Origin of the sequence: Klebsiella sp. X1-16S-Nf21 (genome assembly GCF_002837615.1) — a bacterium.
Classification (GTDB): Bacteria; Pseudomonadota; Gammaproteobacteria; order Enterobacterales; family Enterobacteriaceae; genus Klebsiella; species Klebsiella variicola.
Map to the genome: position 1 here is coordinate 35,799 of NZ_PJDK01000034.1, position 23,973 is coordinate 59,771.

A 23,973-nucleotide genomic window follows, 5' to 3' on the forward strand; every position below is an offset into this window, starting at 1 on the left:
CTACTCTGCAGCTCTCCATACGCCAGAGGTGATGTTATGAAAGTACTGCTGATTTACGCCCATCCGGAACCGCGCTCGCTTAATGGCGCGCTGAAAAATTTTGCCGTCCGCCATCTGCAGCAGGCCGGGCATGAAGTGCAAGTCTCCGATCTCTACGCCATGCGCTGGAAGGCCGGGTATGACGCCGATGACAGCGGCGCCCCGCCGGTCGGCGAGTTCTGGCGGCCGACCCTCGATTCCAAACAGGCCTTTGCCCAGGGCACCCAAAGTGCGGATATCGCAGCCGAGCAGGAAAAGCTGCTGTGGGCCGATACGGTGATTTTCCAGTTCCCGCTGTGGTGGTTCTCAATGCCCGCCATCATGAAGGGCTGGATCGACCGGGTGTACGCCTGGGGCTTTGCCTATGGCGTCGGCGAGCACAGCGACCGCCACTGGGGCGATCGCTATGGGGAAGGCACCTTCGTCGGCAAACGGGCGATGCTGATCGTCACCGCCGGCGGCTGGGCGGAACACTATTCACCGCGCGGGATCAATGGCCCCATCGACGACATCCTGTTCCCCATTCAGCACGGTATGCTGTTCTATCCCGGCTTTGAGGTGCTTCCGCCGCTGGTGTTCTACCGCACGGATAAAACCGATGCCGGGCAATTCGCCGACCAGTGCGCCACGCTGGCCGAGCGGCTGGACACGCTGTGGCAAACCGAGCCCATTCCATTCCGCCGGCAGAATCATGGCGATTATCTGATCCCGTCGCTGACGCTGCGCCCGGAGCTGGCGCCGGGGCAAAGCGGCCTGGCGGTGCATCTGGCAACGAAATAAACCTCAACGCGATAGCCCATCCGGGTTATCGCGTTCATTAATATGACAATTTGTGAGCCTCCACGCATTAACGGTATCCCGTCGCACGAAGCCACCTCTCATATTGATAGCGATCAAGAATAATCATACCGTCTGGTCGGTATGATTCCGGCCATGAATATGGAAGCCCAGCATCGTAAAAAAGATCCCGTCCGTCTCCACCGTCAGTTGCTTGAATCGGCAGCGATGATTGCCGGCCGGGATGGTATCGCCGCCCTGTCGCTGAACGCCGTCGCCCGCGAGGCTGGCGTGAGCAAAGGTGGCCTCCTGCATCACTTTCCCAATAAGCAGGCGCTGATTTTCGCCCTGTTCGCCCGGCTGCTGGCGATCATGGAAAAGGCGATTAGCGAACTGATGGCCGCCGATAACATCGCTTACGGGCGCTTTACCCGCGCCTATTTGCGCTATCTGTCCAACCCGGAGCTGACGGACACTCACGAAAGCCGCCAGTTGATGGTGCTGTCGCTGGCGATGCCGGACGAGCCGGTGCTGCGAAAATGCTGGCGCGACTGGATGCTGGATCACCTGGCGCAGGGCGATGCGCTGGATAACGGCCCGACCGGCACGCTGGTACGCTACGCGGCCGACGGCATCTGGTTATCGGAACTGACCGAAGGGCGCACCATGAGCAATGAACACCGCCAGTCGCTGGTGAACGATCTGACCAAAATGACGCTTCCCGCGTGAAGCGAATAGAGTGAGGCCGCGATGCGCTATAACATCAATGCCCGTCTCATTTATGATGCAACGGACGGCACGCTTACCCTGCCCGGCAGCGATGAACCGGATAGCCAGCTATCCATCACCGCCAGCGCGCTACTCTATTTTTTTCTCCGCCATACCGGCGTCGTCAGCCGCGATGAAGTATTAAAAAAAGTCTGGGATGATAACGGCTTAACCTCTTCCAACAGCAACCTCAATCAATACCTGAGTATGCTGCGCAAAACCTTCCGCCACTACGATATCGATAACATTATCGTCACCGTGTCGCGCGGCATGCTGCAGCTGAACCAGGATCTGAGTATTGAACTGCTCGATGCCGGGCCGGCGCTTACCGAGGCCGCTAACCCACCCGAGAGGGCTGCTGAAACCGTCCCCCCGGCGGCGACAACGCCGCCCACCGATTCGCCACATGCGCGCGGAATGTGCTGGTATCTGGCCGGCGGCTGTCTGCTGATCATCGCCCTGCTGCTGGTGGCATTCACTTTTGCCGGTACCCACGTCGCCCGACCGATCAATCTGACGCTGATGAACCACAGCCAGTGCGAACTGCTGGCCAGCGATGAAATGCTGCGTTCGGTTTCCGCCACGGCCTACGCTAAGAATTTCGATGAGGTGCGTCAGCGGCTGAAGCTCGGCTGCAAGCCGGGGGAGCGTTTCGTTTTCTTCTACGGCGACCGGCTGGAGACTAACGGCCTGGGCCGGGTATTTCTCGCCCACTGCGCGATGCACGAGGACAACCCGTTTAGCTATTGCGATAACTACTTTTACTACTCCTGGAAGCCGCAATGAAACTCGCGCCCCGCCCCTTTTTCGCCCTTTCCGCTCTGACGTTTGTCGCCGCCGCCGGTTTTAGCGTCTGGCGCCTGCTGCCAGATGCCAACGATGGCGTGATGAGCTGCTCCACCAAAGCGATCATGCGTTTTGAAAACATGGAAAAAGAGAATGTGAACGGCAATATCCATTTTAACTTTGCCGCTAACGGCAACGGTTCGATGGTGGTGGAAGGCTATACCGATTCTGCCGCCGGCTGGCTCTACCTGCAGCGCTACGTCAAATTCAGCTACACCAGCCAACGCATCTCGGCAACCGAACGCCACTACCGCATCAAAAAGTGGGAATCCAGCGCCTCATCCATCGACGAATCGCCGAATGTCATCTTCGACTACTTCATGCGCGAAATGTCCGACAGCCATGACGGCCTGTTCCTCAACGCACAAAAGCTTAACGACAAAGCTATCCTGCTGAGCTCTATCAACTCGCCGCTCTACATCTGCACGCTGAAGTCCGGCAGCACGCTTAACTAACCCGTCCCCCCTGAACCGCCGCGAGGAAAATGCGCCCTCGCTCACGCTCCATTATTGCCCCCTCTTTCCACGATGCTAAAAGCGCACGTTTTGCATTTAGCTTCGACGCCAAAACATGAGCATACCCACAATTATCACGCGGCTATATTACTAACCGCTGGCAAGTAATTAACATCTTATTAACATTCATCTCCCGCCGATAAATAGCCTAAAAAAGCGCCATATCATCATAAAAATCAATACGCATAAAAAAGAACGAACAGATAAAAATAAGTTTAAATAAAGCTAAATCACAGAGTAAAAACCTAAAATATTCATCTACACGGATTTAAATTTCACTTCCTTCCCCATTCCCTATAGTGAACCCCGAACGCCGCTTCCGCGTGTTGATGCCGTTACGCGGACGGTTTTCCCGAATAACAAAACCTGTTCTGGAGGAGATCACGATGGGTGATGCATTGGGGCTTATCGAAACCAAAGGTCTGGTGGCCTGTATTGAAGCAGCGGACGCGATGTGTAAAGCCGCCAACGTCGAACTGATCGGCTATGAAAACGTCGGCTCCGGCCTGGTCACCGTGATGGTGAAAGGCGACGTCGGCGCGGTAAAAGCGGCGGTGGATTCCGGTGTGGAATCCGCGCAGCGCATCGGCGAAGTGGTGACCTCGCTGGTCATCGCGCGTCCACATAACGACATCAACAAAATCGTCATTAAACACAAGGCCTGAAGGCCAGGAGAACGCAAATGGGTGATGCATTAGGTCTGATTGAAACCAAAGGTCTGGTGGCCTGCATTGAAGCGGCGGATGCGATGTGTAAAGCCGCCAACGTCGAGCTTATCGGCTATGAAAACGTCGGCTCCGGCCTCGTCACCGCCATGGTGAAAGGCGACGTCGGCGCGGTAAAAGCGGCAGTCGATTCCGGCGTTGAATCCGCACAACGCATCGGCGAAGTGGTGACCTCGCTGGTCATCGCCCGTCCGCATAACGACATCAACAAAATCGTCTCGCATTACAAAATTGCGGACTAACGGAGAAACCTGATGAAAGAAGCGCTTGGTCTTATCGAAACCAAAGGTCTGGTGGCCTGTATTGAAGCCGCGGATGCGATGTGCAAAGCCGCCAACGTCGAATTGATTGGCTATGAAAACGTCGGCTCCGGCCTGGTCACCGCGATGGTGAAAGGCGACGTCGGCGCGGTCAACGCAGCGGTCGACTCCGGCGTGGAAGCGGCGAAACGCATCGGCGAAGTCGTCAGCTCTCGCGTCATTGCGCGTCCACATAACGACATCGAAAAAATCGCGGCGCAGCACAAAGCATGACCTGACAGGGCGCGCCCCGTCTCCACTCTTTTCGTCTGATGAAGGATAGACTCATGATTGAACTGGATAACGATTTGCAGTCCCGGCAGAACGCGCGGGAACTGGTGCGCAACGCCAAAAAGGCGCAGGCGATGCTGGCCACCTTTTCGCAGCAGCAAATCGACGCCATCGTGAAAAACGTGGCCCAGGAAGCAGCGCACCACGCCGAAGCGCTGGCGAAAATGGCCGCGGAAGAGACCGGTTTTGGCAACTGGCAGGACAAAGTGCTGAAAAACCGTTTCGCCTCGCTGCGCGTCTACGACGCCATCAAAGATATGAAGACCGTTGGCATCATTCATGACGACCCGGTAAAAAAAGTGATGGACGTGGGCGTGCCGCTGGGCGTCATTTGCGCGCTGGTCCCCTCAACGAACCCAACCTCTACGGTTATCTACAAAGCGCTGATCGCCCTCAAGGCCGGCAACGCCATTATCTTCTCCCCGCATCCGGGCGCGCGTCAGTGCAGCTGGAAGGCGATTGAAATCGTCAAACGCGCGGCGGAAGCGGCCGGCGCGCCGGCAGGCAGCGTCGACGGCATCACCCAGCTGACGCTCGAAGCCACCTCTGAGCTGATGCACAGCAAAGACGTGTCGCTGATCCTCGCCACCGGCGGCGAAGGCATGGTGCGTGCGGCCTATGCGTCCGGCACCCCAACCATCAGCGGCGGCCCGGGCAACGGCCCGGCGTTTATCGAACGCAGCGCCGATATCCACCACGCGGTGAAAGATATCATCACCAGCAAAACCTTCGATAATGGGGTGATCTGCGCCTCCGAGCAGTCGATCATCGTCGAAGGCTGCATTTACGACGAGGTTCACCGCGAGCTGGAAGCGCAGGGTGCCTACTTTATGAATGAAGATGAAGCGGCGAAAATGGCGGCGCTGCTGCTGCGCCCGAACGGCACCATCAACCCGAAAGTGGTCGGCAAAACCGCGCTGTACCTCAGCCAGATGGCGGGCTTCTGTGTCCCGGCCAGCACTAAAGTACTGATCGCCGAACAGACCACCGTATCGCCGAAAAACCCCTACTCGCGCGAAAAACTGTGCCCGGTGCTCGGCCTGTACGTGGCAGAAGACTGGAAAGCCGCCTGCCACCGCGTGGTGGAGCTGCTGACCAACGAAGGACTCGGCCATACGCTGGTGATCCACACCCGTAATCAGGACGTCATCCGCCAGTTCAGCCTCGAAAAACCGGTCAATCGCATTCTGATTAATACTCCGGCGGCGCTCGGCGGTATCGGCGCGACTACCAACATCTCCCCGGCGCTGACCCTCGGCTGCGGCGCGGTCGGCGGCGGTTCCAGCTCCGACAACGTCGGCCCGATGAACCTGCTCAATATCCGCAAAGTCGGCTACGGCGTGCGGTCGATCGACGAGCTTCGCGCCCCGGGCAGCCGCCCTGAACCACAGCCGACCATCGTCTCTCCGGCGAGCGATCCGCAGCGCAGCATTCTTGATGACCTGCGTTTCAACGCCCCGGCTAACGCCGCGCCAGCGCGATCCGCAGGCAGCGATGACCGTTTCGCCAGCGCAGGCGCCGCCAGCATGGAAGGCGAAATCAACGAGCAAAACGTGGAACGCGTTATCCGCCAGGTGCTGGAGCGCCTTGCTAAGTAACGCACTGATATAAGGCGATAAAACGATGATTCTCGCAAAGGTAACCGGCCATGTCGTCGCCACGCAGAAATGCGATGAGCTGCGCGGCAGCAACCTGCTGTTGGTCACCCGACTGGATGACAATCAGCAGCCGATGAAGGACCAGACCTGGGTCGCCGTCGATAACGTCGGCGCCGGCATGCACGACATCGTGCTGGCGGAAGAGTACTTCGCGCTCAATAAAGAGCGCTACAAAGCGATGTCGGTGGTCGCCATTGTCGAGAACGTGTTTCGGGACGCCTAACAGGAGTGAATAGCCCAATGAGTGAATTTTTACTGAAACCGCGGATTTGCTTCGGTCAGGACGCCCTCTCGGTGCTGAACGAACTCTCCGCCCGCAGCGTGCTGCTGGTAACCGATCAAGCGATGGTGAAGTTTGGCCTCGCCGAGCGCGTCACCGCCCTGCTGCGCCAGCGCGGGATCGCCTGGCAGGTGTGGGACGACGTGGTGGCCGATCCGGATATCGCCACCGTGGTGCGCGGCATGAAGCTGATGGATAACCACTATCCGGATCTGGTTATCGCGCTCGGCGGCGGTTCGGTAATCGATGCCGCCAAAGCGGTTATTTTCTCCCTGGCGCAAACCCGTCCGCAGGCTAACCGGCCGCGTCCATGCTTTGTCGCCATCCCCACCACCAGCGGCACTGGTTCGGAAGTCACCGCCTTTTCGGTGGTGAAAGCCAACGCGGAGAAGCTGGTGTTGGTGGATGCGTCGCTGCTGCCGGATATCGCCATTCTTGACCCGGCGCTGGTGGCTTCGGTACCGCCGGCAATTACCGCCGACACCGGCATGGACGTGCTGTGTCACGCCCTTGAGGCCTACGTCTCCCGCGCCGCCAGCGACTTTTCCGACGCGCTGGCGGAGAAAGTGGTGCAGCAGGTATTTCGCTATCTGCCGACCTGCTGGCGCAGCGGCGACAACCTGCTGGCGCGCGAAAAGATGCACAACACCTCCTGCATGGCGGGCATGGCCTTCACCAATGCCTCGCTGGGGATAACCCACAGCCTGGCACACGCCCTCGGCGGCGTCTTCCGCGTGCCCCATGGCCGCGCCAACGCCCTGCTGATGGCGCACGTCGTCGCCTGGAACGCCGATGTCGACGGCCAGTGCGACACCCTCGCGGCGCATAAATATGCCCGTCTGGCGCATCTGCTGGATCTGCCTGCCGCCTCGCCACGCCAGGGCGTCGCCAGCCTGCTGGTCGCCATTCAGGCGTTAAAAGAAGAGATGAGCATGCCCTCCGGCATTAGCGACACCGGCATCGCGGCGGCTGAATTCGAGCGCCGCCTGCCGGAGATGGTCGGCCAGGCGCTGCGCGACAGCTGTACTCCGACCAACCCACGCGCGCCAGACGCTAACGCGTTAACCGAACTTTATCGCCAGGCGTGGCATGGACAACAGACATCGCCCGGCGGCGCTCCGCTTGCGCGGGCCTACGGGTAACAGATAACCGGGTGATCGCTGGGTTATTTGCAGGCCGGGTAAGGCGTCAGCCGCCACCCGGCAGAAACGGACACTGTATCCACAACCGGGTTGTCATCAGCCGCGGAAAAAGAACATCTGGAGAATACTTCATGGCACACTACAACTTAACGCCGCGCGTAAAAGTGCTGGCAGACCGTTTACTCGCCCAGAAAAGCACGCTGTGCACCGAACATGCCACCACACTGAACGCTCTTGATGGCGACATCGCGGGCGTTCCCGCCGCCGTTAAACCGGCGCGCCGCTTCTATGAACTGATGCGCCAGCTGCCGCTGACCATCAGCGCCGACGAGCTGATCGTCGGTAACCAGACCCGTAAACCGCACGGGGCGATTTTCCATGATGAAAGCGCCGCGCATCGCCCATCCGCGTTCCAGTTCCTCAACCTCAACAGCGATCTGGATTCACCAGACTACAAACTGGTGGTCGAAAAAGGCGTGCTGGCGATTAAACACCAGTTAGAAGAGAAAACTCGCGCACTCGGTAGCGCCGTTAGCCGCAGCGGTATGGATGAAGTCAACGGCTGCCGCGCCGCCATCTACGCCTGCGACGCCCTGCTGGCGCTGGCGCAAAATCTGGCCAACAGCGCCGAACAGCTGGCGGCCGCGGAAACCAATGCTTATCGCAAAGCCGAGCTGCTCGACAGCGCGGCCATTCTGCACCACGTTCCGGCTCATCCGGCGCGTAATTTCAAAGAAGCCTGCCAGGCATTCTATCTGTTCCAGCTGGCGCTACAGCTGGACAACGGCAGCTATGCGGTTAACCCGCAAGGGGCGGATATCGCGCTACTGCCTTACTTCCAACGCGATATCAACAGCGGCGCGCTGAATACCCAGCAGGCCTATGAAATCGTGGAGTGCCTGTGGTTCAAGCTGGCGGAACTAAGCGAAGTCCGCGCCGCCTGCGCCATTGACGGCTATCCGATGCTCGACGCCATGCTGCGCGGCGCCGCTTTTGACCATGCTGAAGTGAACGAACTCTCCGCCATGTTTATCAGCGCCCAGCGCAACCTCAGCGCGCTGAATCTGCCGGTGCGCCTGTTTAGCGGCGTACAGCCGGTCAGCCACGCGCCGTTCGCCGCCTGCGCCGACACGCCGGTGATGGAAGGCTTAACCCCGCGCATGCAGCGCCTGCGTAACCACTACCTGACGGTACGCCCGAGCGTCTCTATCTATCGCGCGCTGGCCTTTACCGAAGTGGTCAAAGCCAACCCGGGCATGCCGACCATTCTGCTGCGGGCGAAAGCTTTCCGCCACGCCTGCGAAACCGCGCCGATTCTGATTCAGGATGATGAGCTGATCGTCGGCCATCCGTGCGGCAAGCCGCGCGCGGGCGCCTTCTCGCCGGATATCGCCTGGCGCTGGGTGCGCGACGAGCTCGACACCATGAGCACCCGCCCGCAGGATCCGTTTGAAATCAGCGAAGCAGATAAAAAAACCATTCGCGAAGAGATCGTCCCATTCTGGGAAGGCCGTTCGCTGGATGAGATTTGCGAAGCGCAATACCGTGAGGCTGGAGTCTGGGCCTTCAGCGGCGAGACCTTCGTCAGCGACCTCTCCTATCACCAGATTAACGGCGGCGGCGATACCTGCCCGGGCTACGACGTTCTGCTGTTCACCAAAGGGATGAACGGCATTAAAGCCGATGCCGAGGCGCATCTGGCCAGCCTGAGCATGGAAAACCCAGAAGATATCGACCGCATTTACTACTACAAAGCGGCGATTGAAACCTGTGAAGGGGTGGTCAACTACGCCCGCCGCATCGCCGCCCATGCCCGCGAACTGGCGGCTAAAGAGCAAAACGCCCAGCGCCGCGCCGAGCTGCTGACCATCGCCGACGTCAACGAAAACGTGCCGGCCAATCCGCCGAAGACCTTGCAGGAAGCGCTGCAGAGTATCTGGACCGTCGAATCCCTGTTTGAAATCGAAGAGAACCAGACCGGGCTGTCGCTGGGACGCGTCGACCAGTACTGCTACCCGATGTTCGAAGCCGATATCCGCGAAGGCCGCCTGACCCACGACACCGCGCTGGAGCTGCTGCAGGCGTTCATCATCAAATGTGCCGAACTGATGTGGATGTCGAGCGAGCTGGGCGCGAAATATTTCGCGGGTTATCAGCCGTTTATCAACCTCACCGTTGGCGGCCAGAAACGTAGCGGCGGCGATGCCTGTAACGATCTGACCTATCTGATTATGGACGCCGTGCGCTTCGTGAAGGTTTACCAGCCGTCGCTGGCCTGCCGTATCCACAACCAGTCGCCGCAGAAATACATGGAAAAAATCGTCGACGTGGTGAAAGCGGGAATGGGCTTCCCGGCCTGCCACTTCGATGACTCCCACATCAAGATGATGCTGCGCAAAGGCTTCGATTTTGAAGACGCCCGCGATTACTGCCTGATGGGCTGCGTTGAGCCGCAGAAATCCGGGCGCATCTACCAGTGGACCTCCACCGGCTACACCCAGTGGCCTATTGCTATCGAGTTCGTGCTCAACCGCGGACGGATGGTGCTGTTCGATAGCTATCAGGGGCTGGATACCGGCGACCTGCGCGACCTGCGCACCTTCGACGAATTCGACGCGGCGGTGAAACAGCAGATCGCCCATATCGTGCGCCTGTCGGCCATCGGCACCGTCATCAGCCAGCGCGTCCACCGCGATGTGGCGCCGAAACCGCTGATGTCGCTGCTGGTGGAAGGCTGCATGGAGAGCGGCAAAGATGTCGCCGCCGGCGGCGCGATGGTCAACCACGGTCCGGGGCTGATTTTCTCCGGCCTGGCGACCTACGTCGACTCGATGGCGGCGATCCGCAAGCTGGTGTTCGAAGAGAAGAAATACACCCTTGAGCAGATCCGCGATGCGCTGCTGGCCAACTTTGAAGGTTACGAAGCGCTGCGCCGCGACTGCCTGAACGCGCCGAAATACGGTAACGACGATAACTACGTCGACCAGTACGCGCTGGATATTACCGAATGGACCGAGAAAGAGTGCCGTAAGTACAAAATGCTCTACTCGACCCTCAGCCACGGCACCCTGTCTATCTCCAACAACACGCCAATCGGCGAGCTGACCAACGCCACGCCGAACGGCCGCCTGGCGTGGATGCCGCTCTCCGACGGCATCAGCCCGACCCAGGGCGCGGATAAACAAGGCCCGACGGCGATTATCAAGTCGGTCAGCAAGATGAATGTGGAAACCATGAACATCGGCATGGTGCACAACTTCAAGTTCCTCAAAGGACTGCTGGATACCCCGGAAGGTCGCCACGGCTTGATTACCCTGCTGCGTACCGCCTCGATTCTCGGCAACGGCCAGATGCAGTTCAGCTATGTCGATAACGAAGTGCTGAAGAAGGCGCAGCAGGAGCCGGAGAAATACCGCGACCTGATCGTCCGCGTCGCCGGCTACAGCGCTTACTTCGTCGAGCTGTGCAAAGAGGTCCAGGACGAGATCATCAGCCGTACGGTGATTGAGAAGTTCTAGTTCTCTTAAAGAGAATTAAATGAGCTGTATTTGAGAAATAACCGGAAGTTCTCCGTCCCGTAACGGGACGGAGCGGGAGGCAAGCGTGATCGCAAAACAAGAATTAACGGGCCGAATTTTCAATATCCAGAAATATTCGATCTATGACGGCGATGGCATTCGCACGCTGGTGTTTTTTAAGGGCTGCAACATTCGCTGCCCGTGGTGCGCCAACCCGGAAGGGCTGAACAGCCAGTTCCAGGTGATGTTCTCGCACGACAAATGCATTAACTGCGGCGACTGCGTCAGCGTCTGTCCGGCGGGTATTCATTATCGGGCGGAAGAAAACGGCGAAATGAAGCACTTCGTCGACCGCAATAAAGACTGTATCGGCTGCCGCAAATGCGAAGAGATTTGCACCCAGAACGCGCTGGACATTATGGGCAAGGACGTCACCGTCAGCGAGCTGATGGAGATCATCATGCAGGACTACGACTTCTACATCTCCTCCGGCGGTGGCGTCACCATCGGCGGCGGCGAGATGAGCCTGCAGACCGATTTTGCCGTCGCCTTATTCAGCGAATGCAAAAAGATGATGATTAACACCGCCGTCGAAACCCAGGGCACCACCCCGCTTGCCAACTACCAGAAGCTGGCGCCGGTCACCGACACCTTCTTATTCGACATAAAGCAGATTAACAGCGATCACCACAGGGCGATGCTCGGCATCGGCAACGAAGGGATCCGCCGCAATCTCGAATGGCTGGTGGATTCCGGCGCCAACGTCATTGTGCGTATGCCGCTCATTCGCGGCTACAACGACTCATTCGACGCCATTACCGGCGCCATTGATTACGTACAGAAGCTGGCGAAGCGCGGGAATATCCGCCGCATCGACATGCTGCCGTACCACCAGTTGGGACGCAAAAAGTACGAACGCCTGGATATGCCCTACCCGATTACCCAGGACCCGTCTTATTCACCGGACGAACTGGACCGGCTGGAAACCTTCTTCCGGCAATTTGATTTTGATATTCGCTTAGTCCGCCATTAACAGGAGCCGACCATGAAAAGTTTAGGCGTAATTGAAACGCGAGGATGGGTCGCCGCCATTCAGGCCGTCGACGCCGCCTGTAAAGCTGCGGGAGTGACCTGCATTGGCTATCGCAAACCAGGCTCCGGGCTGGTGAGCGTCTGCTTTGAAGGGGAGATCAGCGCCATCCACACCGCCATTGAACGCGGCGTGGCGGTGGCCGGCGCCGAGCACACCGTGAAGTCGCTGGTGATTGCCCGCCCGGAGCGCTGTGTGGTTGAAGCGTTAAGCAACCTCAAAGGCAACCCGCCGCCTGCGAAAAAAGCGGCCGAACCGGTGGTTATCGCCGCCCCGGAACCCATCGTCCCCCCTGCCGCCCCGAACGAAACGGAAGATAAACATCCGGCGCTGAAGAAAGGGAAGAAGTCATGATCGACACCCTGGTTCGCGAAAAAATCGCCGCCCGCCTGAGCGCAACGGCGCCGGCGATCCCGGTGGGGATCTCCAACCGCCACGTCCATCTCGCGCAACAGGACGTCGAGGCGCTATTCGGCAAAGGCTACAGCCTGACGCCGTTCAAACCGCTGCGCCAGCCGGGGCAGTTCGCCGCCCAGGAGTGCGTGACCGTTGTCGGGCCGAAAGGCTCGCTGACCAACGTCCGCGTCCTCGGGCCGACCCGCCCGGTATCGCAGCTGGAAGTATCGCGCGCCGACTGTTTCACGCTCGGGATTAAGGCGCCGGTTCGTGAGTCCGGCCAGCTGGATAATGCCGGTAGCGCGCTGCTGATTGGGCCCGCAGGCCACGTTGAACTCCATTCGCAGGTGATCTGCGCCTGGCGGCATATTCATATGTCGCCGCAGGACGCGCGCCAGCTCAACGTTAGCAATGGCCAGAAGGTCAGCGTGCGCAGCAACGGCAAGCGTCAGCTGACTTTCGATGAAGTGGTGGTGCGGGTGCGCGATGACTTCGCGCTGGAGTTTCACATCGATACCGAAGAAGCCAATGCCGCCGGGTTGAAAAACGGCGCGCAGGTGACGCTCATCGGCTAACGGAGGCTCGCCATGACCGACGAACAGATTGAAGGTTTAGTCGCGCGAATTTTACAGCGCCTGCGCCCGCCGGTACTGGTGATGGTGACCGCCGCTGACGGCTACCGCACGGCAATCCGCCAGCGCCTGGCAAGCTGCGGCTACCCGCTGCGCCTCGCGCTGGAGGAGGGCCTCGCCGACGCCGCCGCGTGGCGGGAGGTGGGCGAGATTATCCCGTCATCGGCCTGGCAGGATGCCCTGCCGTCAGCGCCGTGGCGGGCGGTACTGCTACCGTTTCTCGATTACCCGCTGGCTTCAGACCTGCTGAACGGCACGCTGCGCAGCCCGCTCGCCCGCTGCGCGCACGAGGCGCTGCTGGCGGGTATTCCCGTGCTGGCGCTGCGCTACCACTGCGATCCGCTCAGCGAACTCAACCAGTTGCGCGGGGCGCAGGCCGACAGCGCCTATACCGGGCATCTGCAGGCCACGCTGACTCGCCTGGAAGCCTGCGGCGTCTTCCTCGGCACCATGAATGAGCTGCTGGCGACGCTGGACGCGCCCACCGCGCCTGCCGCCAGCAGCGAACCGCGCCGTTATCTCACCGTCACAGACATAGTGAATAATCCGGCGCTGGCGGCGGCCCCGCACGCGCAACTGACCGATGCGGCCATTGATTATTTAAAAAACAGAAAGATATGACCTTACCCAACTATGAACCTGGAGCTTAACGATGTCTTCGAAAACAAAATGCTGGTTATGGATGCTGCTGGTTATCCTCTCCGAAACCTCGGCAACCTCGACGTTAAAAATGTTCGGTAGCAGCGAAGGCAGCACAAAAATGCTGCTGCTCGTATTGCTGATTGCGCTCTATTGCACCTGCTATTACTCGCTCTCAAGGGCGGTGAAAGATATCCCGGTCGGCCTGGCGTACGCCACCTGGTCCGGAACCGGTATCCTGGTGGTCTCGACGCTGGGAATGGCATTCTACGGCCAGCATCCGGATACCGCCGCCATCATCGGCATGGCGGTGATCGCCAGCGGCATCGTTATCATGAACCTGTTCTCGAAGATGGGTTCCGAAGCGAGCGAAGAGCCCGCGCCCGCCGCGCCAGTCGCCTCCATGGATAAGAACATCGCTAACTAACAGGAAAGGAATACCCTATGTTTAATCTCGGATTTTTATGGCTGGCGCTGTCTATCGGCTCCGAAATCACCGGCACCTCGATGATCAAAAAAACCAACGGCTTCAGCAAACTGGCGCCTTCGGTGCTGGTGGTCTGCGCCTACGGCCTGTGTTACTTCGCCCTCACCCGCGCGATGAGCACCATTCCGGTGGGCGTAGCCTACTCGCTGTGGTGCGGCTTCGGTATCGTCGGCGTGACGATTTGCTCCATGATCCTCTATAAGCAGAAACCGGACCTGGCGGCCATTATCGCCATGGCGCTGATTATCTCCGGCGGCGTGATCATGAACGTCTTCTCGACCATGTAATACGAGGCGGGTTTACCCCGCCGTGATTTCGTGGCAGGATAAAAAGATGAACAGAAACGTTATCGTTACCTATCCCCGTCGTTGGTGGCTGCCTGCATAACAGGCGGCACGATACACGTTTCCATTTTCAAAGCCGCCGGAAGGCGGCTTTGGTGTTTTCAGGACGTCTTTCGGCTGAACAGTCTGATAAGGAGTCCCTGATGAACCATTCGCAAACCATCCTCACTGGCGACCGGCCGACCGGCCAGCTGCACCTTGGCCACTACATCGGCTCGCTACGCCAGCGCGTCGCGCTGCAGCACGACCACCAGCAGTTTATCCTGATCGCCGACCTGCAAGGGCTCACCGATAACGGCAGCAACCCACAAAAAATCAGCCACCATATCCTCGAAGTGATGGCCGATTATCTGGCCGTCGGCATCGACCCCAGGCTCACCACTATTTGCCTGCAGTCCGCTCTGCCCGCGCTGGCGGAGCTCAGCGCGCTGTATATGAATATCGTCACCGTCGCCCGCGTGGAACGTAATCCGACGGTCAAAAATGAGATTGCCCAAAAGGGATTCGCCCGTTCGCTGCCAGTGGGCTTTCTTGCCTATCCGATTAGCCAGGCGGCCGATATCACCGCCTTCAAGGCCGAGCTGGTGCCGGTGGGTGACGATCAGCTACCGATGATTGAGCAGACCAACGAGATCGTCCACAAGATGAATAGCCTCACCGGCGAGCCGGTGCTGCGCCACTGCAAGGCGCTACTCAGCGAAGTGAGCCGCCTGCCGGGCGTCGACGGTAATGCCAAAATGTCGAAATCGCTGGGCAATACGCTGACGTTATCGGCCAGTGAAGAGGAGATCCACCGCGCGGTCAGCGCGATGTATACCGACCCGACGCACCTGAGAGTCAGCGATCCGGGACATGTCGACGGCAACGTGGTGTTCACCTATCTCGACGCTTTCCATAGCGATAAGGCGCTGGTGGCAGAGATGAAAGCCCACTATCAGCGCGGCGGGCTGGGCGATCGCCAGTGTAAGAATGAACTGGAAACCTGCCTGCAGGCGCTACTGGCGCCGATCCGCGAACGCCGGGCTACCTATATTCAGGATAAAGGGATGCTGCTTGAGCTGCTGCGCCAGGGCAGCGAACGTGCCCACCAGCTCACGCAGCAGACGCTACATGAGGTGAAGCGCGGGCTGGGGCTGCCGGTGCTGTTCTGAGTTTCAGAGCCCTTCCCCGGTCGCGCTACGCTTACCGGGGCTACGGTTTTATCCCCCGCCTTTGTGCATCTTCACGCAGTTGCGCCCCTCGCGCTTGGCGGCATACAGCGCGTTATCGGCGTCGCGCAGCAGCAGGTTGTAATCGGGGTGACCGGTGTGGGCGGCAAAGCCAATGCTGGCGGTGATGGGGATCTGCGTGTCGCCGCCAACGTTAAACGCCAGCTGGCCAATCTTTTTGCGCAGACGTTCAAGGAGAGGGGAAGCCTCTGCCGCACGGGTCTCCACCAGCACCAGCAGAAACTCCTCGCCGCCGTAGCGGAAGAGATAGTCGCTGGAGCGAATATTATCGCTGAGCAGATCGGCTACGTGCTTAATGGCGCGGTCGCCGACCATATGGCCCCATTTGTCATTGATCTCTTTAAAGAAATCAATATCGATAATCGCTACCGTCAGCGGCAGGTCATACTCAATCGCCAGGGTGACTTCATGCTTGAGCACCACCGGCAGATAGCGACGGTTAAGCAGGTTGGTCAGTGCGTCTTTGCCATTTTGCATCTGCGACAGACTACTGAATAACACTCCCAGCTGGCTGCTGATGTGCTGGCAATGGATATGGATCTTTTGCAGCAGGCTCTGAGTATTTTTATAACCAGCATCCTGTTCCGCGGTACGCCATTCGGTAATCAGCGCATCCACCTGACCGATCAACTCAGTAATCTCCCCCATCTGCGGATTGTGGTTAAAATAGCGAACGCATTTATGGCGAAACCACAAACCAAATTCGGATTCAGATAATAACGTTGCGTTAAGGTCCGTCCTGTTCTCGCTGACGATATTAAAAATCGCACTATTTTCCCAACCCGAAAGCGATGCCTGCTGCTTGCCATACTCCATCGGGACGTTATCCATCAGGCTGTACAGACGAAAAGCTTCTTCATTTTTGGTAGCCCGATAATGCGACAGCGTATAGGCGTGACACATCATCTCCACCGCCATATTCATCGCCATGATCGCGTAATGAATAGCCGCTATCCCGGTGTCCCGCGCGACCTGGCTGTCACGAATCGCCTCCACCAGCCCGGATTTTATCTGCCGCGCGCCGCGCAGCACCGCCTCTGCCGGGATGCCAATCCGCGAATGAATGCTGCCGATCTGATACTGGCGCTCCGCAAGAGCCTGAAGATCCTCTTTTTCACAGGTCAGGATCTGCTGTACCCATCCCGCCAGAGAGCGGCTCAGACGTTCCTCAACCAGCTCATAAGAGAGGTGCCTGGCGATATCCGGATCCTGAAAAATAAAATCGTAAAAGCGGGTCGCTAACATCGACGATCGCTCATCGGCCATTTTTTTAAGTAATGCACGGACGTCCGGCGTCAGGCTGTCATACAGCGGTAACCATTCCTTAAAAATCACGGCGATATATTTTTGGCTTTCTTCATTCATGAAATTAAAGCACTCGTCGGATGTTTCTCAATGCCAGGAGCGGAATCATATCGTAGTTACCGGGGGGCAACCAGATAACAAAACAGGCGCCCTGTTTTCGCGGTTTTATCCTGACGGTGGGTATTTCTGTTAACGCACCGACAAGACCATGTACTTCGTATGGACAACATCGCCACGAATGTTACTATCGCGATGACGGTAGCTCTCACTATGCGTGTTTCATTAAGGCCAGGATCGCTGATGATGACCACATAAGTAGCACAGCGATCGGCTGCGCATCGACGCGGCAGAGCGCGGCGTCAGCGGCCTTTATCCCCACCTTTTCGTCCCTCGCAAGGAGGACGCTCCGCTCGGCGGAGGAAACACGCGCACCACTCAGCAAAGGGAATCAAGCGAGTCGCGTATGGACAAAATAAAGAAACGTTGGGCAGGGTATCTTGTCGGCTTACTGGTGGTGCTCGCCGCCGCCGCATGGTGGCTGCTGCGCCCGCCAGGTCTCCCGGACGGTTTTGCCAGTAGCAACGGCCGAATCGAAGCCACCGAAGTCGATATTGCCAGTAAAATCGCCGGGCGTATCGACACGATTTTGGTCAAAGAGGGCCAGTTTGTGCGTCAGGGAGAAGTCCTCGCGAGGATGGATACCCGCGTACTGAACGAGCAGCGTCTTGAAGCCGCCGCACAAATCAAGGAGGCAGAAAGCGCGGTGCTCGCCGCCAGAGCCTTGCTCGATCAGCGGCAGAGTGAAATGCGCGCCAGCGAAGCAGTGGTGAAGCAGCGCCAGGCGGAGCTGGATTCCTCGGCGAAACGCCATGTCCGCTCGAATGCCCTGTCGCAGCGCGGCGCCGTCTCCGCCCAGCAGCTGGATGACGACCGAGCGGCAGCAGAGAGTGCCCGCGCGGCGCTGGAATCGGCAAAAGCCCAGGTCTCTGCCGCCCGCGCCGCCATCGAAGCTGCCCGCACCAGCATTATTCAGGCGCAAACCCGCGTCGAAGCCGCCCAGGCGACCGAACGGCGGATCCTTGCCGATATTGACGATAGCGAGCTGAAAGCACCCCGTGATGGTCGCATTCAGTATCGCGTCGCTGAGCCAGGCGAAGTCCTGGCCGCCGGTGGCCGGGTGCTGAACATGGTCGATCTCGCTGATGTCTATATGACCTTCTTTCTGCCAACCGAACAGGCAGGCCTGCTGGCGCTCGGCAGCGAAGCGCGCTTGATCCTTGATGCCGCGCCGGATCTGGTGATCCCGGCCAACATCAGCTTTGTCGCCAGCGTCGCCCAGTTCACGCCGAAAACGGTAGAAACCAGCGACGAGCGCCTTAAGCTGATGTTCCGCGTCAAAGCGCGCATCCCGCCGGAGCTGCTGGCGCAGCATCTGGAATATGTCAAAACCGGCCTGCCCGGCATGGCTTACGTGCGGGTGGATAAACAACAACCCTGGCCTGAGGCGCTAACGGTGAGGTTGCCGCAATGAAACTGACGCCGCAGGATACCTCGCCCCCCATCGCCCTGCTGGAAAACGTTGGCCAGCAGTATGGCGCCACCATCGCGCTGCGGGATATCAGCCTGGCGATCCCGGCACGGCGTATGGTTGGTCTGATTGGCCCGGACGGCGTCGGCAAATCGAGCCTGCTCTCGCTGATCGCCGGGGCGCGGGCCATTGAACAGGGTAACGTGATGGTGCTTGGCGGCGATATGCGTGATGTGCATCACCGCCGCGACGTGTGCCCGAAAATCGCGTGGATGCCACAGGGGCTGGGGAAAAACCTCTATCACACCCTCTCGGTGTATGAAAACGTCGACTTCTTCGCCCGCCTGTTTGGTCACGATAAAGCCGAGCGCGAACTGCGCATCAACGAGCTGCTGCAGAGCACCGGGCTGGCGCCGTTTCGCGATCGCCCCGCCGGTAAACTCTCCGGTGGGATGAAGCAAAAGCTCGGCCTGTGCTGCGCGCTGATCCACGACCCGCAGTTGCTGATCCTTGATGAACCGACCACCGGCGTCGACCCGCTTTCCCGGGCGCAGTTCTGGGAGCTTATCGACAGTATTCGCCAGCGCCAGCCGGAGATGAGCGTTCTGGTCGCTACCGCCTACATGGAAGAGGCCGAGCGCTTTGACTGGCTGGTGGCGATGAATGCCGGCGAGGTGCTGGCGACTGGCAGCGCCGCGGAGCTCAAAGCCCAGACCGGCAGCCAGACCCTGGAGCAGGCGTTTATCGCCCTGCTACCTGAAGCACAACGTCAAGCGCATAAGACGGTAGTTATCCCGCCGCGCGACAGCCGCGAGGAAGAGATCGCCATCGAAGCGCGCGGCCTGACCATGCGCTTCGGCAACTTTGTTGCCGTCGACCACGTTAACTTTCGCATCGCCCGCGGCGAAATCTTTGGCTTCCTTGGATCTAACGGCTGCGGCAAATCTACCACCATGAAGATGCTCACCGGCCTGCTGCCCGCCAGCGAAGGTGAAGCCTGGCTGTTCGGCCAGCCGGTCGACCCGAAGGATATCGCCACCCGCCAGCGGGTCGGTTACATGTCACAGGCCTTTTCGCTCTATAGCGAACTGAGCGTTCGGCAAAACCTCGAGCTGCACGCCCGCCTGTTTCATATCCCGGACGACGAAATAGCCCACCGGGTCGCTGAGATGAGCGAGCGCTTTATGCTGACCGAGGTTAAAGACGCGCTTCCCGCCGATCTGCCGCTGGGGATCCGTCAGCGCCTGTCGTTAGCGGTGGCGGTCATCCACCGCCCGGAGATGCTGATCCTCGATGAGCCGACCTCCGGCGCCGACCCGGTAGCGCGCGATATGTTCTGGCAGCTAATGGTTGACCTCGCGCGCCAGGATCGCGTTACTATATTTATCTCCACCCACTTTATGAATGAGGCGGAACGCTGCGATCGCATCTCCCTGATGCATGCTGGCAAGGTGCTGGCCAGCGATACGCCACAGGCGCTGGTCGAGCAGCGCGGAGCCGCCAGCCTCGAAGAGGCGTTTATCGCCTGGCTTAAAGAGGCCCAACCGTCCTCTCCAGTACCAGATGAACCCACGTCTGCTGTCGCATTGCATTCGGAACACGCGGCCCCACGGCAGGCCTTCAGTCTACGCCGCCTGTTTAGCTACAGCCGCCGCGAGGCGCTGGAGCTGCGCCGCGATCCGGTGCGATCGACGCTGGCGCTGCTGGGGACGGTGATCCTGATGTTTATCATGGGTTATGGGATCAGCATGGACGTTGAGGATCTGCGCTTTGCCGTCCTCGACCGCGATCAAACCCTCAGCAGCCAGGGCTGGTCGCAGAATATAGCCGGTTCACGCTACTTTATCGAGCAGGCGCCGCTGCACAGCTATGACGAACTGGACCGCCGGATGCGTGACGGCGAACTGGCGGTGGCAATAGAGATCCCGCCGAACTTTGGTCGCGATATCGCCCGCGGCACACCGGTGCAAATCGGCGTCTGGGTGGACGGCGCGATGCCCAACCGCGCGGAAACCGTGCGCGGCTACGTGCAGGCGATGCATCTCGCCTGGCTGCAGGAGATGGCCGCCCGGCAGAGCAGCCCACAGCGCGATACCTCGCTCATCTCCATCGAGACCCGCTATCGCTATAATCCGGACGTGAAGAGCCTGCCGGCCATCGTCCCGGCGGTGATCCCGCTGCTGCTGATGATGATCCCGGCGATGCTCAGCGCCCTGAGCGTAGTCCGTGAGAAAGAGCTCGGATCGATTATCAACTTGTACGTGACGCCAACCACCCGCAGCGAATTCCTGCTCGGCAAGCAGCTGCCTTACATCGTACTGGGGATGTTTAACTTCTTCCTGCTGTGCGCGCTGTCGGTCTTTGTCTTTGGCGTCGCGCATAAGGGCAGCTTCCTGACGCTGACCCTGGCGGCGCTGCTGTATGTCACCATCGCCACCGGTCTGGGGCTGCTGATCTCAACCTTTATGAAGAGCCAAATCGCCGCCATCTTCGGTACCGCGATCATTACGCTGATCCCGGCAACCCAGTTCTCCGGGATGATCGATCCGGTGGCGTCGCTGGAAGGGCCCGGGCGCTGGATCGGGCAAATTTATCCGACCAGCCACTTCCTGACTATCGCTCGCGGCACCTTCTCCAAAGCGCTGAATCTCAGCGATTTGTGGGGCTCGTTCATTCCGCTATTGATTGCGGTGCCGCTGGTGCTCGGGCTGAGCGTGCTGCTGCTGAAGAAACAGGAGGAATGATGCGCGGATTACGCAATATTTATAATCTTGGCGTCAAAGAGCTGCGCAGCCTGCTCGGCGATAAAGCCATGCTGGCGCTGATCGTGTTTGCTTTTACCGTGTCGGTGTACTCCTCGGCCACGGTGATGCCTGGTTCGCTGCACCTGGCGCCGATCGCGGTTGCTGATATGGATAAATCCCAGCTCTCTTCACGCATCATTAACGCTTTCTACCGTCCCTGGTTTCTTGAGCCGGAGCTGATCACCGCTGATGAGATGGACGCCGGGCTGGATGCCGGGCGCTACACTTTCGCCATCAACATCCCGCCTAACTTCCAGCGCGATGTGCTGGCCGGTCGGCAGCCGGAAATCCAGGTCAATGTCGACGCCACGCGCATGAGCCAGGCCTTTACCGGCAACGGCTATATCCAGAATATTATCAGTGGCGAAGTCAACAGTTTTGTCGCCCGCTATCGGGATAACAGCGTACTGCCGGTAGAGCTGGCGGTAAGGATGCGTTTTAACCCTAACCTTGAGCAGGAGCGCTTTGGCGCGGTGATGGCGATCATCAATAACATCACCATGCTGGCGATCGTCCTCACCGGTTCGGCGCTGATCCGCGAGCGGGAACATGGCACCATAGAGCACTTGTTGGTGATGCCAGTAACGCCGTTTGAAATCATGATGGCCAAGATCTGGTCGATGGGCCTGGTGGTGCTGGTGGTCTCCGGGTTGTCGCTGATACTGATGGTGCAGGGGATTTTGCAGGTGCCCATTGAGGGGTCGATTCCCCTGTTTATGCTGGGGGTGGCGCTCAGCCTGTTCGCCACGACCTCAATCGGCATTTTTATGGGCACCCTCGCCCGCTCGATGCCGCAGCTGGGGCTGCTGATGATTCTGGTGCTGCTGCCGCTACAGATGCTTTCCGGCGGATCCACGCCGCGGGAAAGTATGCCGCAGCTGGTACAGGATATTATGTTGACCATGCCGACCACCCACTTCGTCAGTCTGGCGCAGGCGATACTGTACCGTGGCGCCAGCTTTGCCATCGTCTGGCCGCAGTTCTTAACCTTGCTGGCTATCGGCGGGGTGTTCTTTACTATCGCGTTGCTGCGTTTTCGTAAGACTATTGGCGAGATGGCGTAAGGGCTTAAGAAGGGCCGTCGACTTACGGCGGCCCAGGGATTTATTTGTGGCGGTTCATAAAGCGACGTAAACCCCAGGTGAAGGCCATCGCCATACTAAACAGGATAAACAATAAGACAATCCAGCTGATGGAGATACGCAGCAGCGTGCCGGGGGTCATAAACGGCTGCAGGTAGACGGTGAAGGACTGGGCGGGTGATTTCCCCAACAGCTCGTACACGTTATCGGTGAGCCACACCCCGACCCGGCAGAACAGCCAGATAATCGCTGGCCAGCAGAGCAGCACCAGAAAGGTAAAGCGCTCCTGAATGTAAGTGAAGAGCTGGCGCAGTGGCGACCAGTTAAGCAGGATTTTCATTTCTATTCTCATATTGCCAGCCGATAACCTGCATATGTCTCGCAAGGTATTTCGGGCAGCATCCATACAGGCAATCATCCCTCTTTGTATAACAAATTTTCCGCCATATAAACCAGATCAAGTTAACAAAGTGTTAATGATGTAGCTCATTAAGACAAAAACAGGGAAGAAGCATACCGTTTGCCACAATACATCCGGGAGCGAAGTATTCAGTCACGGAAATATTTTTTCTGAATCGTAAGTGCGTTATTTTGCGGGAGGAAGAGGCAGCGCCATTATTTTACCGAGGCACAATAAACTGGCGCTGAAATAGAGAGATAATATTAATCGTAACTACTAATAATTATTTTCCGACTTGCATCATCCGGTAAATTCACCGTCCGCGTGATCACGCCGCGAGCATTCGTCACGCTATTTTGCGAAGCAATAAGATAGGTATTCTTTCCGCAACGCTGCTGAGGTTGTTTATTGACGATATCGGTACTGCAGGTTTCTGAAACCACCCGCCCGGAGAGCGTTAATGTGGCGGTATCAGCAGCAAACAGAGGTAAGCTTAGTCCATAAGCGAAAGCCAGAATCCCAATTAGCGGTTTTTTCATTGACTTTATAACCAGTTAACAGGATGAGAAATAAGCGAGTTGCTTTCTATTTTTCTCCCTCGGGAGAGATGATGCGTTGATTCATCACGCAGGGAAGATAATCCATATTATTAGTAAGGACAATTGCAGGATAACCTATTAATGTGATAGGTATTACTGATGTTAACGAACCAGGCGGTCGGGCCGGATGTTTCCCCGGAGGCGGTGCTGCGCACCTTGTCCGGGCTACCAGTCAGCCCCGGTTTGTAGCCCCGGTAAGCGCAGCGCCACCGGGGAGACATGCCGGCACGGTTGCCGGACCACTGAAACGCAAAAAGCCCATCCGTAAGGATGGGCTCTTCTCTTGTTTGATGCCTGGCAGTTTATGGCGGGCGTCCTGCCCGCCACCCTCCGGGCCGTTGCTGCGCAACGTTCAAATCCGCTCCCGGCGGATTTGTCCTCCTCAGGAGAGCGCTCACCGACAGACAACAGACAAAACAAAAGGCCCAGTCTTTCGACTGAGCCTTTCGTTTTATTTGATGCCTGGCAGTTCCCTACTCTCACATGGGGAGACCCCACACTACCATCGGCGCTACGGCGTTTCACTTCTGAGTTCGGCATGGGGTCAGGTGGGACCACCGCGCTATCGCCGCCAGGCAAA

The 23,973-nt window shown here is 58.5% G+C and carries 24 protein-coding genes and 1 rRNA gene; 21 read left to right on the forward strand and 4 right to left on the reverse strand.

Annotated elements, in window-relative coordinates; all coding sequences use genetic code 11:
• Window positions 1-36 precede the first annotated feature (36 nt).
• The 18 genes from CW267_RS16440 (at window position 37) to trpS (ending at window position 15,597) form a co-directional block, all read left to right on the forward strand.
• Window positions 37-819, forward strand: a complete 783-nt coding sequence (locus tag CW267_RS16440; RefSeq protein ID WP_012542981.1) for an NAD(P)H-dependent oxidoreductase — start codon at window positions 37-39, stop codon at window positions 817-819.
• Window positions 820-960: 141 nt separating this feature from the next.
• Window positions 961-1,545, forward strand: coding sequence for a TetR/AcrR family transcriptional regulator (locus CW267_RS16445; protein ID WP_022065974.1), 585 nt, complete (start codon window positions 961-963; stop codon window positions 1,543-1,545).
• A 21-nt stretch (window positions 1,546-1,566) separates the two neighbouring features.
• Window positions 1,567-2,370 (forward strand): winged helix-turn-helix domain-containing protein, encoded by an 804-nt coding sequence (locus tag CW267_RS16450; RefSeq protein WP_022065975.1) that lies wholly within the window; start codon window positions 1,567-1,569, stop codon window positions 2,368-2,370.
• A complete protein-coding gene (locus CW267_RS16455; protein WP_060619706.1) occupies window positions 2,367-2,885 on the forward strand; it encodes a FidL-like protein in 519 nt (172 codons plus the stop codon). Before CW267_RS16450 ends, CW267_RS16455 begins: the two co-directional genes overlap by 4 nt.
• A 446-nt stretch (window positions 2,886-3,331) precedes the next feature.
• A complete protein-coding gene (locus tag CW267_RS16460) occupies window positions 3,332-3,610 on the forward strand; it encodes a BMC domain-containing protein (protein WP_012542984.1) in 279 nt (92 codons plus the stop codon).
• A 17-nt stretch (window positions 3,611-3,627) separates the two neighbouring features.
• Window positions 3,628-3,912: a BMC domain-containing protein gene (locus CW267_RS16465; RefSeq protein ID WP_002442227.1), complete on the forward strand. Its 285-nt coding sequence runs from the start codon at window positions 3,628-3,630 to the stop codon at window positions 3,910-3,912.
• A 12-nt stretch (window positions 3,913-3,924) separates the two neighbouring features.
• A complete protein-coding gene (locus CW267_RS16470) occupies window positions 3,925-4,203 on the forward strand; it encodes a BMC domain-containing protein (RefSeq protein ID WP_004146125.1) in 279 nt (92 codons plus the stop codon).
• A gap of 53 nt (window positions 4,204-4,256) precedes the next feature.
• Complete coding sequence (locus CW267_RS16475; protein WP_100781588.1) at window positions 4,257-5,858, forward strand: acetaldehyde dehydrogenase (acetylating); 1,602 nt, start codon at window positions 4,257-4,259, stop codon at window positions 5,856-5,858.
• Window positions 5,859-5,883: 25 nt separating this feature from the next.
• Window positions 5,884-6,141 (forward strand): EutN/CcmL family microcompartment protein, encoded by a 258-nt coding sequence (locus CW267_RS16480; RefSeq protein WP_004146127.1) that lies wholly within the window; start codon window positions 5,884-5,886, stop codon window positions 6,139-6,141.
• Between the two features lie 17 nt (window positions 6,142-6,158).
• A complete protein-coding gene (locus CW267_RS16485) occupies window positions 6,159-7,340 on the forward strand; it encodes a 1-propanol dehydrogenase PduQ (RefSeq protein ID WP_050887428.1) in 1,182 nt (393 codons plus the stop codon).
• Window positions 7,341-7,471: 131 nt separating this feature from the next.
• Entirely contained in the window at window positions 7,472-10,858 is a 3,387-nt protein-coding gene (gene cutC / locus CW267_RS16490; RefSeq protein WP_100781589.1) for a choline trimethylamine-lyase, read from the forward strand.
• 85 nt (window positions 10,859-10,943) lie between these two features.
• Window positions 10,944-11,891 (forward strand): choline TMA-lyase-activating enzyme, encoded by a 948-nt coding sequence (cutD, locus tag CW267_RS16495; protein WP_022065980.1) that lies wholly within the window; start codon window positions 10,944-10,946, stop codon window positions 11,889-11,891.
• A gap of 12 nt (window positions 11,892-11,903) precedes the next feature.
• Window positions 11,904-12,302, forward strand: a complete 399-nt coding sequence (locus CW267_RS16500; RefSeq protein ID WP_012542988.1) for a BMC domain-containing protein — start codon at window positions 11,904-11,906, stop codon at window positions 12,300-12,302.
• Window positions 12,299-12,919: a phosphate propanoyltransferase gene (locus CW267_RS16505; protein WP_023296997.1), complete on the forward strand. Its 621-nt coding sequence runs from the start codon at window positions 12,299-12,301 to the stop codon at window positions 12,917-12,919. The genes CW267_RS16500 and CW267_RS16505 overlap by 4 nt, the downstream gene beginning before the upstream one ends.
• 12 nt (window positions 12,920-12,931) lie before the next feature.
• On the forward strand, window positions 12,932-13,597 hold the full coding sequence (locus CW267_RS16510) for a hypothetical protein (protein WP_032731572.1): 666 nt from the start codon (window positions 12,932-12,934) through the stop codon (window positions 13,595-13,597).
• A gap of 31 nt (window positions 13,598-13,628) precedes the next feature.
• Entirely contained in the window at window positions 13,629-14,042 is a 414-nt protein-coding gene (locus CW267_RS16515; protein WP_044613239.1) for a DMT family transporter, read from the forward strand.
• 17 nt (window positions 14,043-14,059) lie between these two features.
• Window positions 14,060-14,389 (forward strand): DMT family transporter, encoded by a 330-nt coding sequence (locus CW267_RS16520; RefSeq protein WP_004204123.1) that lies wholly within the window; start codon window positions 14,060-14,062, stop codon window positions 14,387-14,389.
• 200 nt (window positions 14,390-14,589) lie between these two features.
• Complete coding sequence (gene trpS / locus CW267_RS16525) at window positions 14,590-15,597, forward strand: tryptophan--tRNA ligase (RefSeq protein ID WP_100781590.1); 1,008 nt, start codon at window positions 14,590-14,592, stop codon at window positions 15,595-15,597.
• Between the two features lie 48 nt (window positions 15,598-15,645).
• On the opposite strand, the gene CW267_RS16530 is transcribed toward trpS, so the two are convergent.
• Window positions 15,646-17,040, reverse strand: coding sequence for a diguanylate cyclase (locus CW267_RS16530; RefSeq protein ID WP_040972698.1), 1,395 nt, complete (start codon window positions 17,038-17,040; stop codon window positions 15,646-15,648).
• Between the two features lie 403 nt (window positions 17,041-17,443).
• On the opposite strand from CW267_RS16530, the gene CW267_RS16535 reads away from it, so the two are divergent.
• From CW267_RS16535 to CW267_RS16545, 3 genes are read left to right on the forward strand one after another with little or no spacing between them, the layout of a single operon-like run.
• Window positions 17,444-18,511, forward strand: a complete 1,068-nt coding sequence (locus tag CW267_RS16535; protein WP_008807610.1) for an HlyD family secretion protein — start codon at window positions 17,444-17,446, stop codon at window positions 18,509-18,511.
• Window positions 18,508-21,252: a ribosome-associated ATPase/putative transporter RbbA gene (gene rbbA, locus CW267_RS16540; protein WP_080923734.1), complete on the forward strand. Its 2,745-nt coding sequence runs from the start codon at window positions 18,508-18,510 to the stop codon at window positions 21,250-21,252. Before CW267_RS16535 ends, rbbA begins: the two co-directional genes overlap by 4 nt.
• Complete coding sequence (locus CW267_RS16545) at window positions 21,252-22,376, forward strand: ABC transporter permease (RefSeq protein WP_012542996.1); 1,125 nt, start codon at window positions 21,252-21,254, stop codon at window positions 22,374-22,376. Before rbbA ends, CW267_RS16545 begins: the two co-directional genes overlap by 1 nt.
• Before the next feature lie 40 nt (window positions 22,377-22,416).
• Here the strand turns inward: CW267_RS16545 and CW267_RS16550 are convergent, their stop codons facing one another.
• The 3 genes from CW267_RS16550 to rrf form a co-directional block, all read right to left on the reverse strand.
• Window positions 22,417-22,734: a hypothetical protein gene (locus CW267_RS16550; RefSeq protein ID WP_012542997.1), complete on the reverse strand. Its 318-nt coding sequence runs from the start codon at window positions 22,732-22,734 to the stop codon at window positions 22,417-22,419.
• A gap of 323 nt (window positions 22,735-23,057) precedes the next feature.
• The gene (locus CW267_RS16555; protein ID WP_012542998.1) at window positions 23,058-23,333 is read right to left on the reverse strand and encodes a DUF2574 family protein; all 276 of its coding nucleotides are present in this window, start codon (window positions 23,331-23,333) and stop codon (window positions 23,058-23,060) included.
• Window positions 23,334-23,853: 520 nt separating this feature from the next.
• Window positions 23,854-23,969: ribosomal RNA gene (rrf, locus tag CW267_RS16560) — 5S ribosomal RNA — on the reverse strand.
• Window positions 23,970-23,973 lie beyond the last annotated feature (4 nt).

Bases quoted from the DNA above. Each gene is read 5' to 3' on its own strand.
- CW267_RS16455 (WP_060619706.1), top strand. From the start codon at position 2,367: ATGAAACTCGCGCCCCGCCCCTTTTTCGCCCTTTCCGCTCTGACGTTT.
- CW267_RS16535 (WP_008807610.1), top strand. From the start codon at position 17,444: ATGGACAAAATAAAGAAACGTTGGGCAGGGTATCTTGTCGGCTTACTG.
- CW267_RS16480 (WP_004146127.1), top strand. From the start codon at position 5,884: ATGATTCTCGCAAAGGTAACCGGCCATGTCGTCGCCACGCAGAAATGC.
- CW267_RS16475 (WP_100781588.1), top strand. From the start codon at position 4,257: ATGATTGAACTGGATAACGATTTGCAGTCCCGGCAGAACGCGCGGGAA.
- CW267_RS16505 (WP_023296997.1), top strand. From the start codon at position 12,299: ATGATCGACACCCTGGTTCGCGAAAAAATCGCCGCCCGCCTGAGCGCA.
- CW267_RS16450 (WP_022065975.1), top strand. From the start codon at position 1,567: ATGCGCTATAACATCAATGCCCGTCTCATTTATGATGCAACGGACGGC.
- rbbA (WP_080923734.1), top strand. From the start codon at position 18,508: ATGAAACTGACGCCGCAGGATACCTCGCCCCCCATCGCCCTGCTGGAA.
- CW267_RS16465 (WP_002442227.1), top strand. From the start codon at position 3,628: ATGGGTGATGCATTAGGTCTGATTGAAACCAAAGGTCTGGTGGCCTGC.
- CW267_RS16445 (WP_022065974.1), top strand. From the start codon at position 961: ATGATTCCGGCCATGAATATGGAAGCCCAGCATCGTAAAAAAGATCCC.
- trpS (WP_100781590.1), top strand. From the start codon at position 14,590: ATGAACCATTCGCAAACCATCCTCACTGGCGACCGGCCGACCGGCCAG.
- CW267_RS16485 (WP_050887428.1), top strand. From the start codon at position 6,159: ATGAGTGAATTTTTACTGAAACCGCGGATTTGCTTCGGTCAGGACGCC.
- cutC (WP_100781589.1), top strand. From the start codon at position 7,472: ATGGCACACTACAACTTAACGCCGCGCGTAAAAGTGCTGGCAGACCGT.
- CW267_RS16460 (WP_012542984.1), top strand. From the start codon at position 3,332: ATGGGTGATGCATTGGGGCTTATCGAAACCAAAGGTCTGGTGGCCTGT.
- CW267_RS16515 (WP_044613239.1), top strand. From the start codon at position 13,629: ATGTCTTCGAAAACAAAATGCTGGTTATGGATGCTGCTGGTTATCCTC.
- CW267_RS16500 (WP_012542988.1), top strand. From the start codon at position 11,904: ATGAAAAGTTTAGGCGTAATTGAAACGCGAGGATGGGTCGCCGCCATT.
- CW267_RS16510 (WP_032731572.1), top strand. From the start codon at position 12,932: ATGACCGACGAACAGATTGAAGGTTTAGTCGCGCGAATTTTACAGCGC.
- CW267_RS16545 (WP_012542996.1), top strand. From the start codon at position 21,252: ATGCGCGGATTACGCAATATTTATAATCTTGGCGTCAAAGAGCTGCGC.
- CW267_RS16530 (WP_040972698.1), bottom strand. From the start codon at position 17,040: ATGAATGAAGAAAGCCAAAAATATATCGCCGTGATTTTTAAGGAATGG.
- CW267_RS16440 (WP_012542981.1), top strand. From the start codon at position 37: ATGAAAGTACTGCTGATTTACGCCCATCCGGAACCGCGCTCGCTTAAT.
- CW267_RS16520 (WP_004204123.1), top strand. From the start codon at position 14,060: ATGTTTAATCTCGGATTTTTATGGCTGGCGCTGTCTATCGGCTCCGAA.
- CW267_RS16550 (WP_012542997.1), bottom strand. From the start codon at position 22,734: ATGAAAATCCTGCTTAACTGGTCGCCACTGCGCCAGCTCTTCACTTAC.
- CW267_RS16470 (WP_004146125.1), top strand. From the start codon at position 3,925: ATGAAAGAAGCGCTTGGTCTTATCGAAACCAAAGGTCTGGTGGCCTGT.
- CW267_RS16555 (WP_012542998.1), bottom strand. From the start codon at position 23,333: ATGAAAAAACCGCTAATTGGGATTCTGGCTTTCGCTTATGGACTAAGC.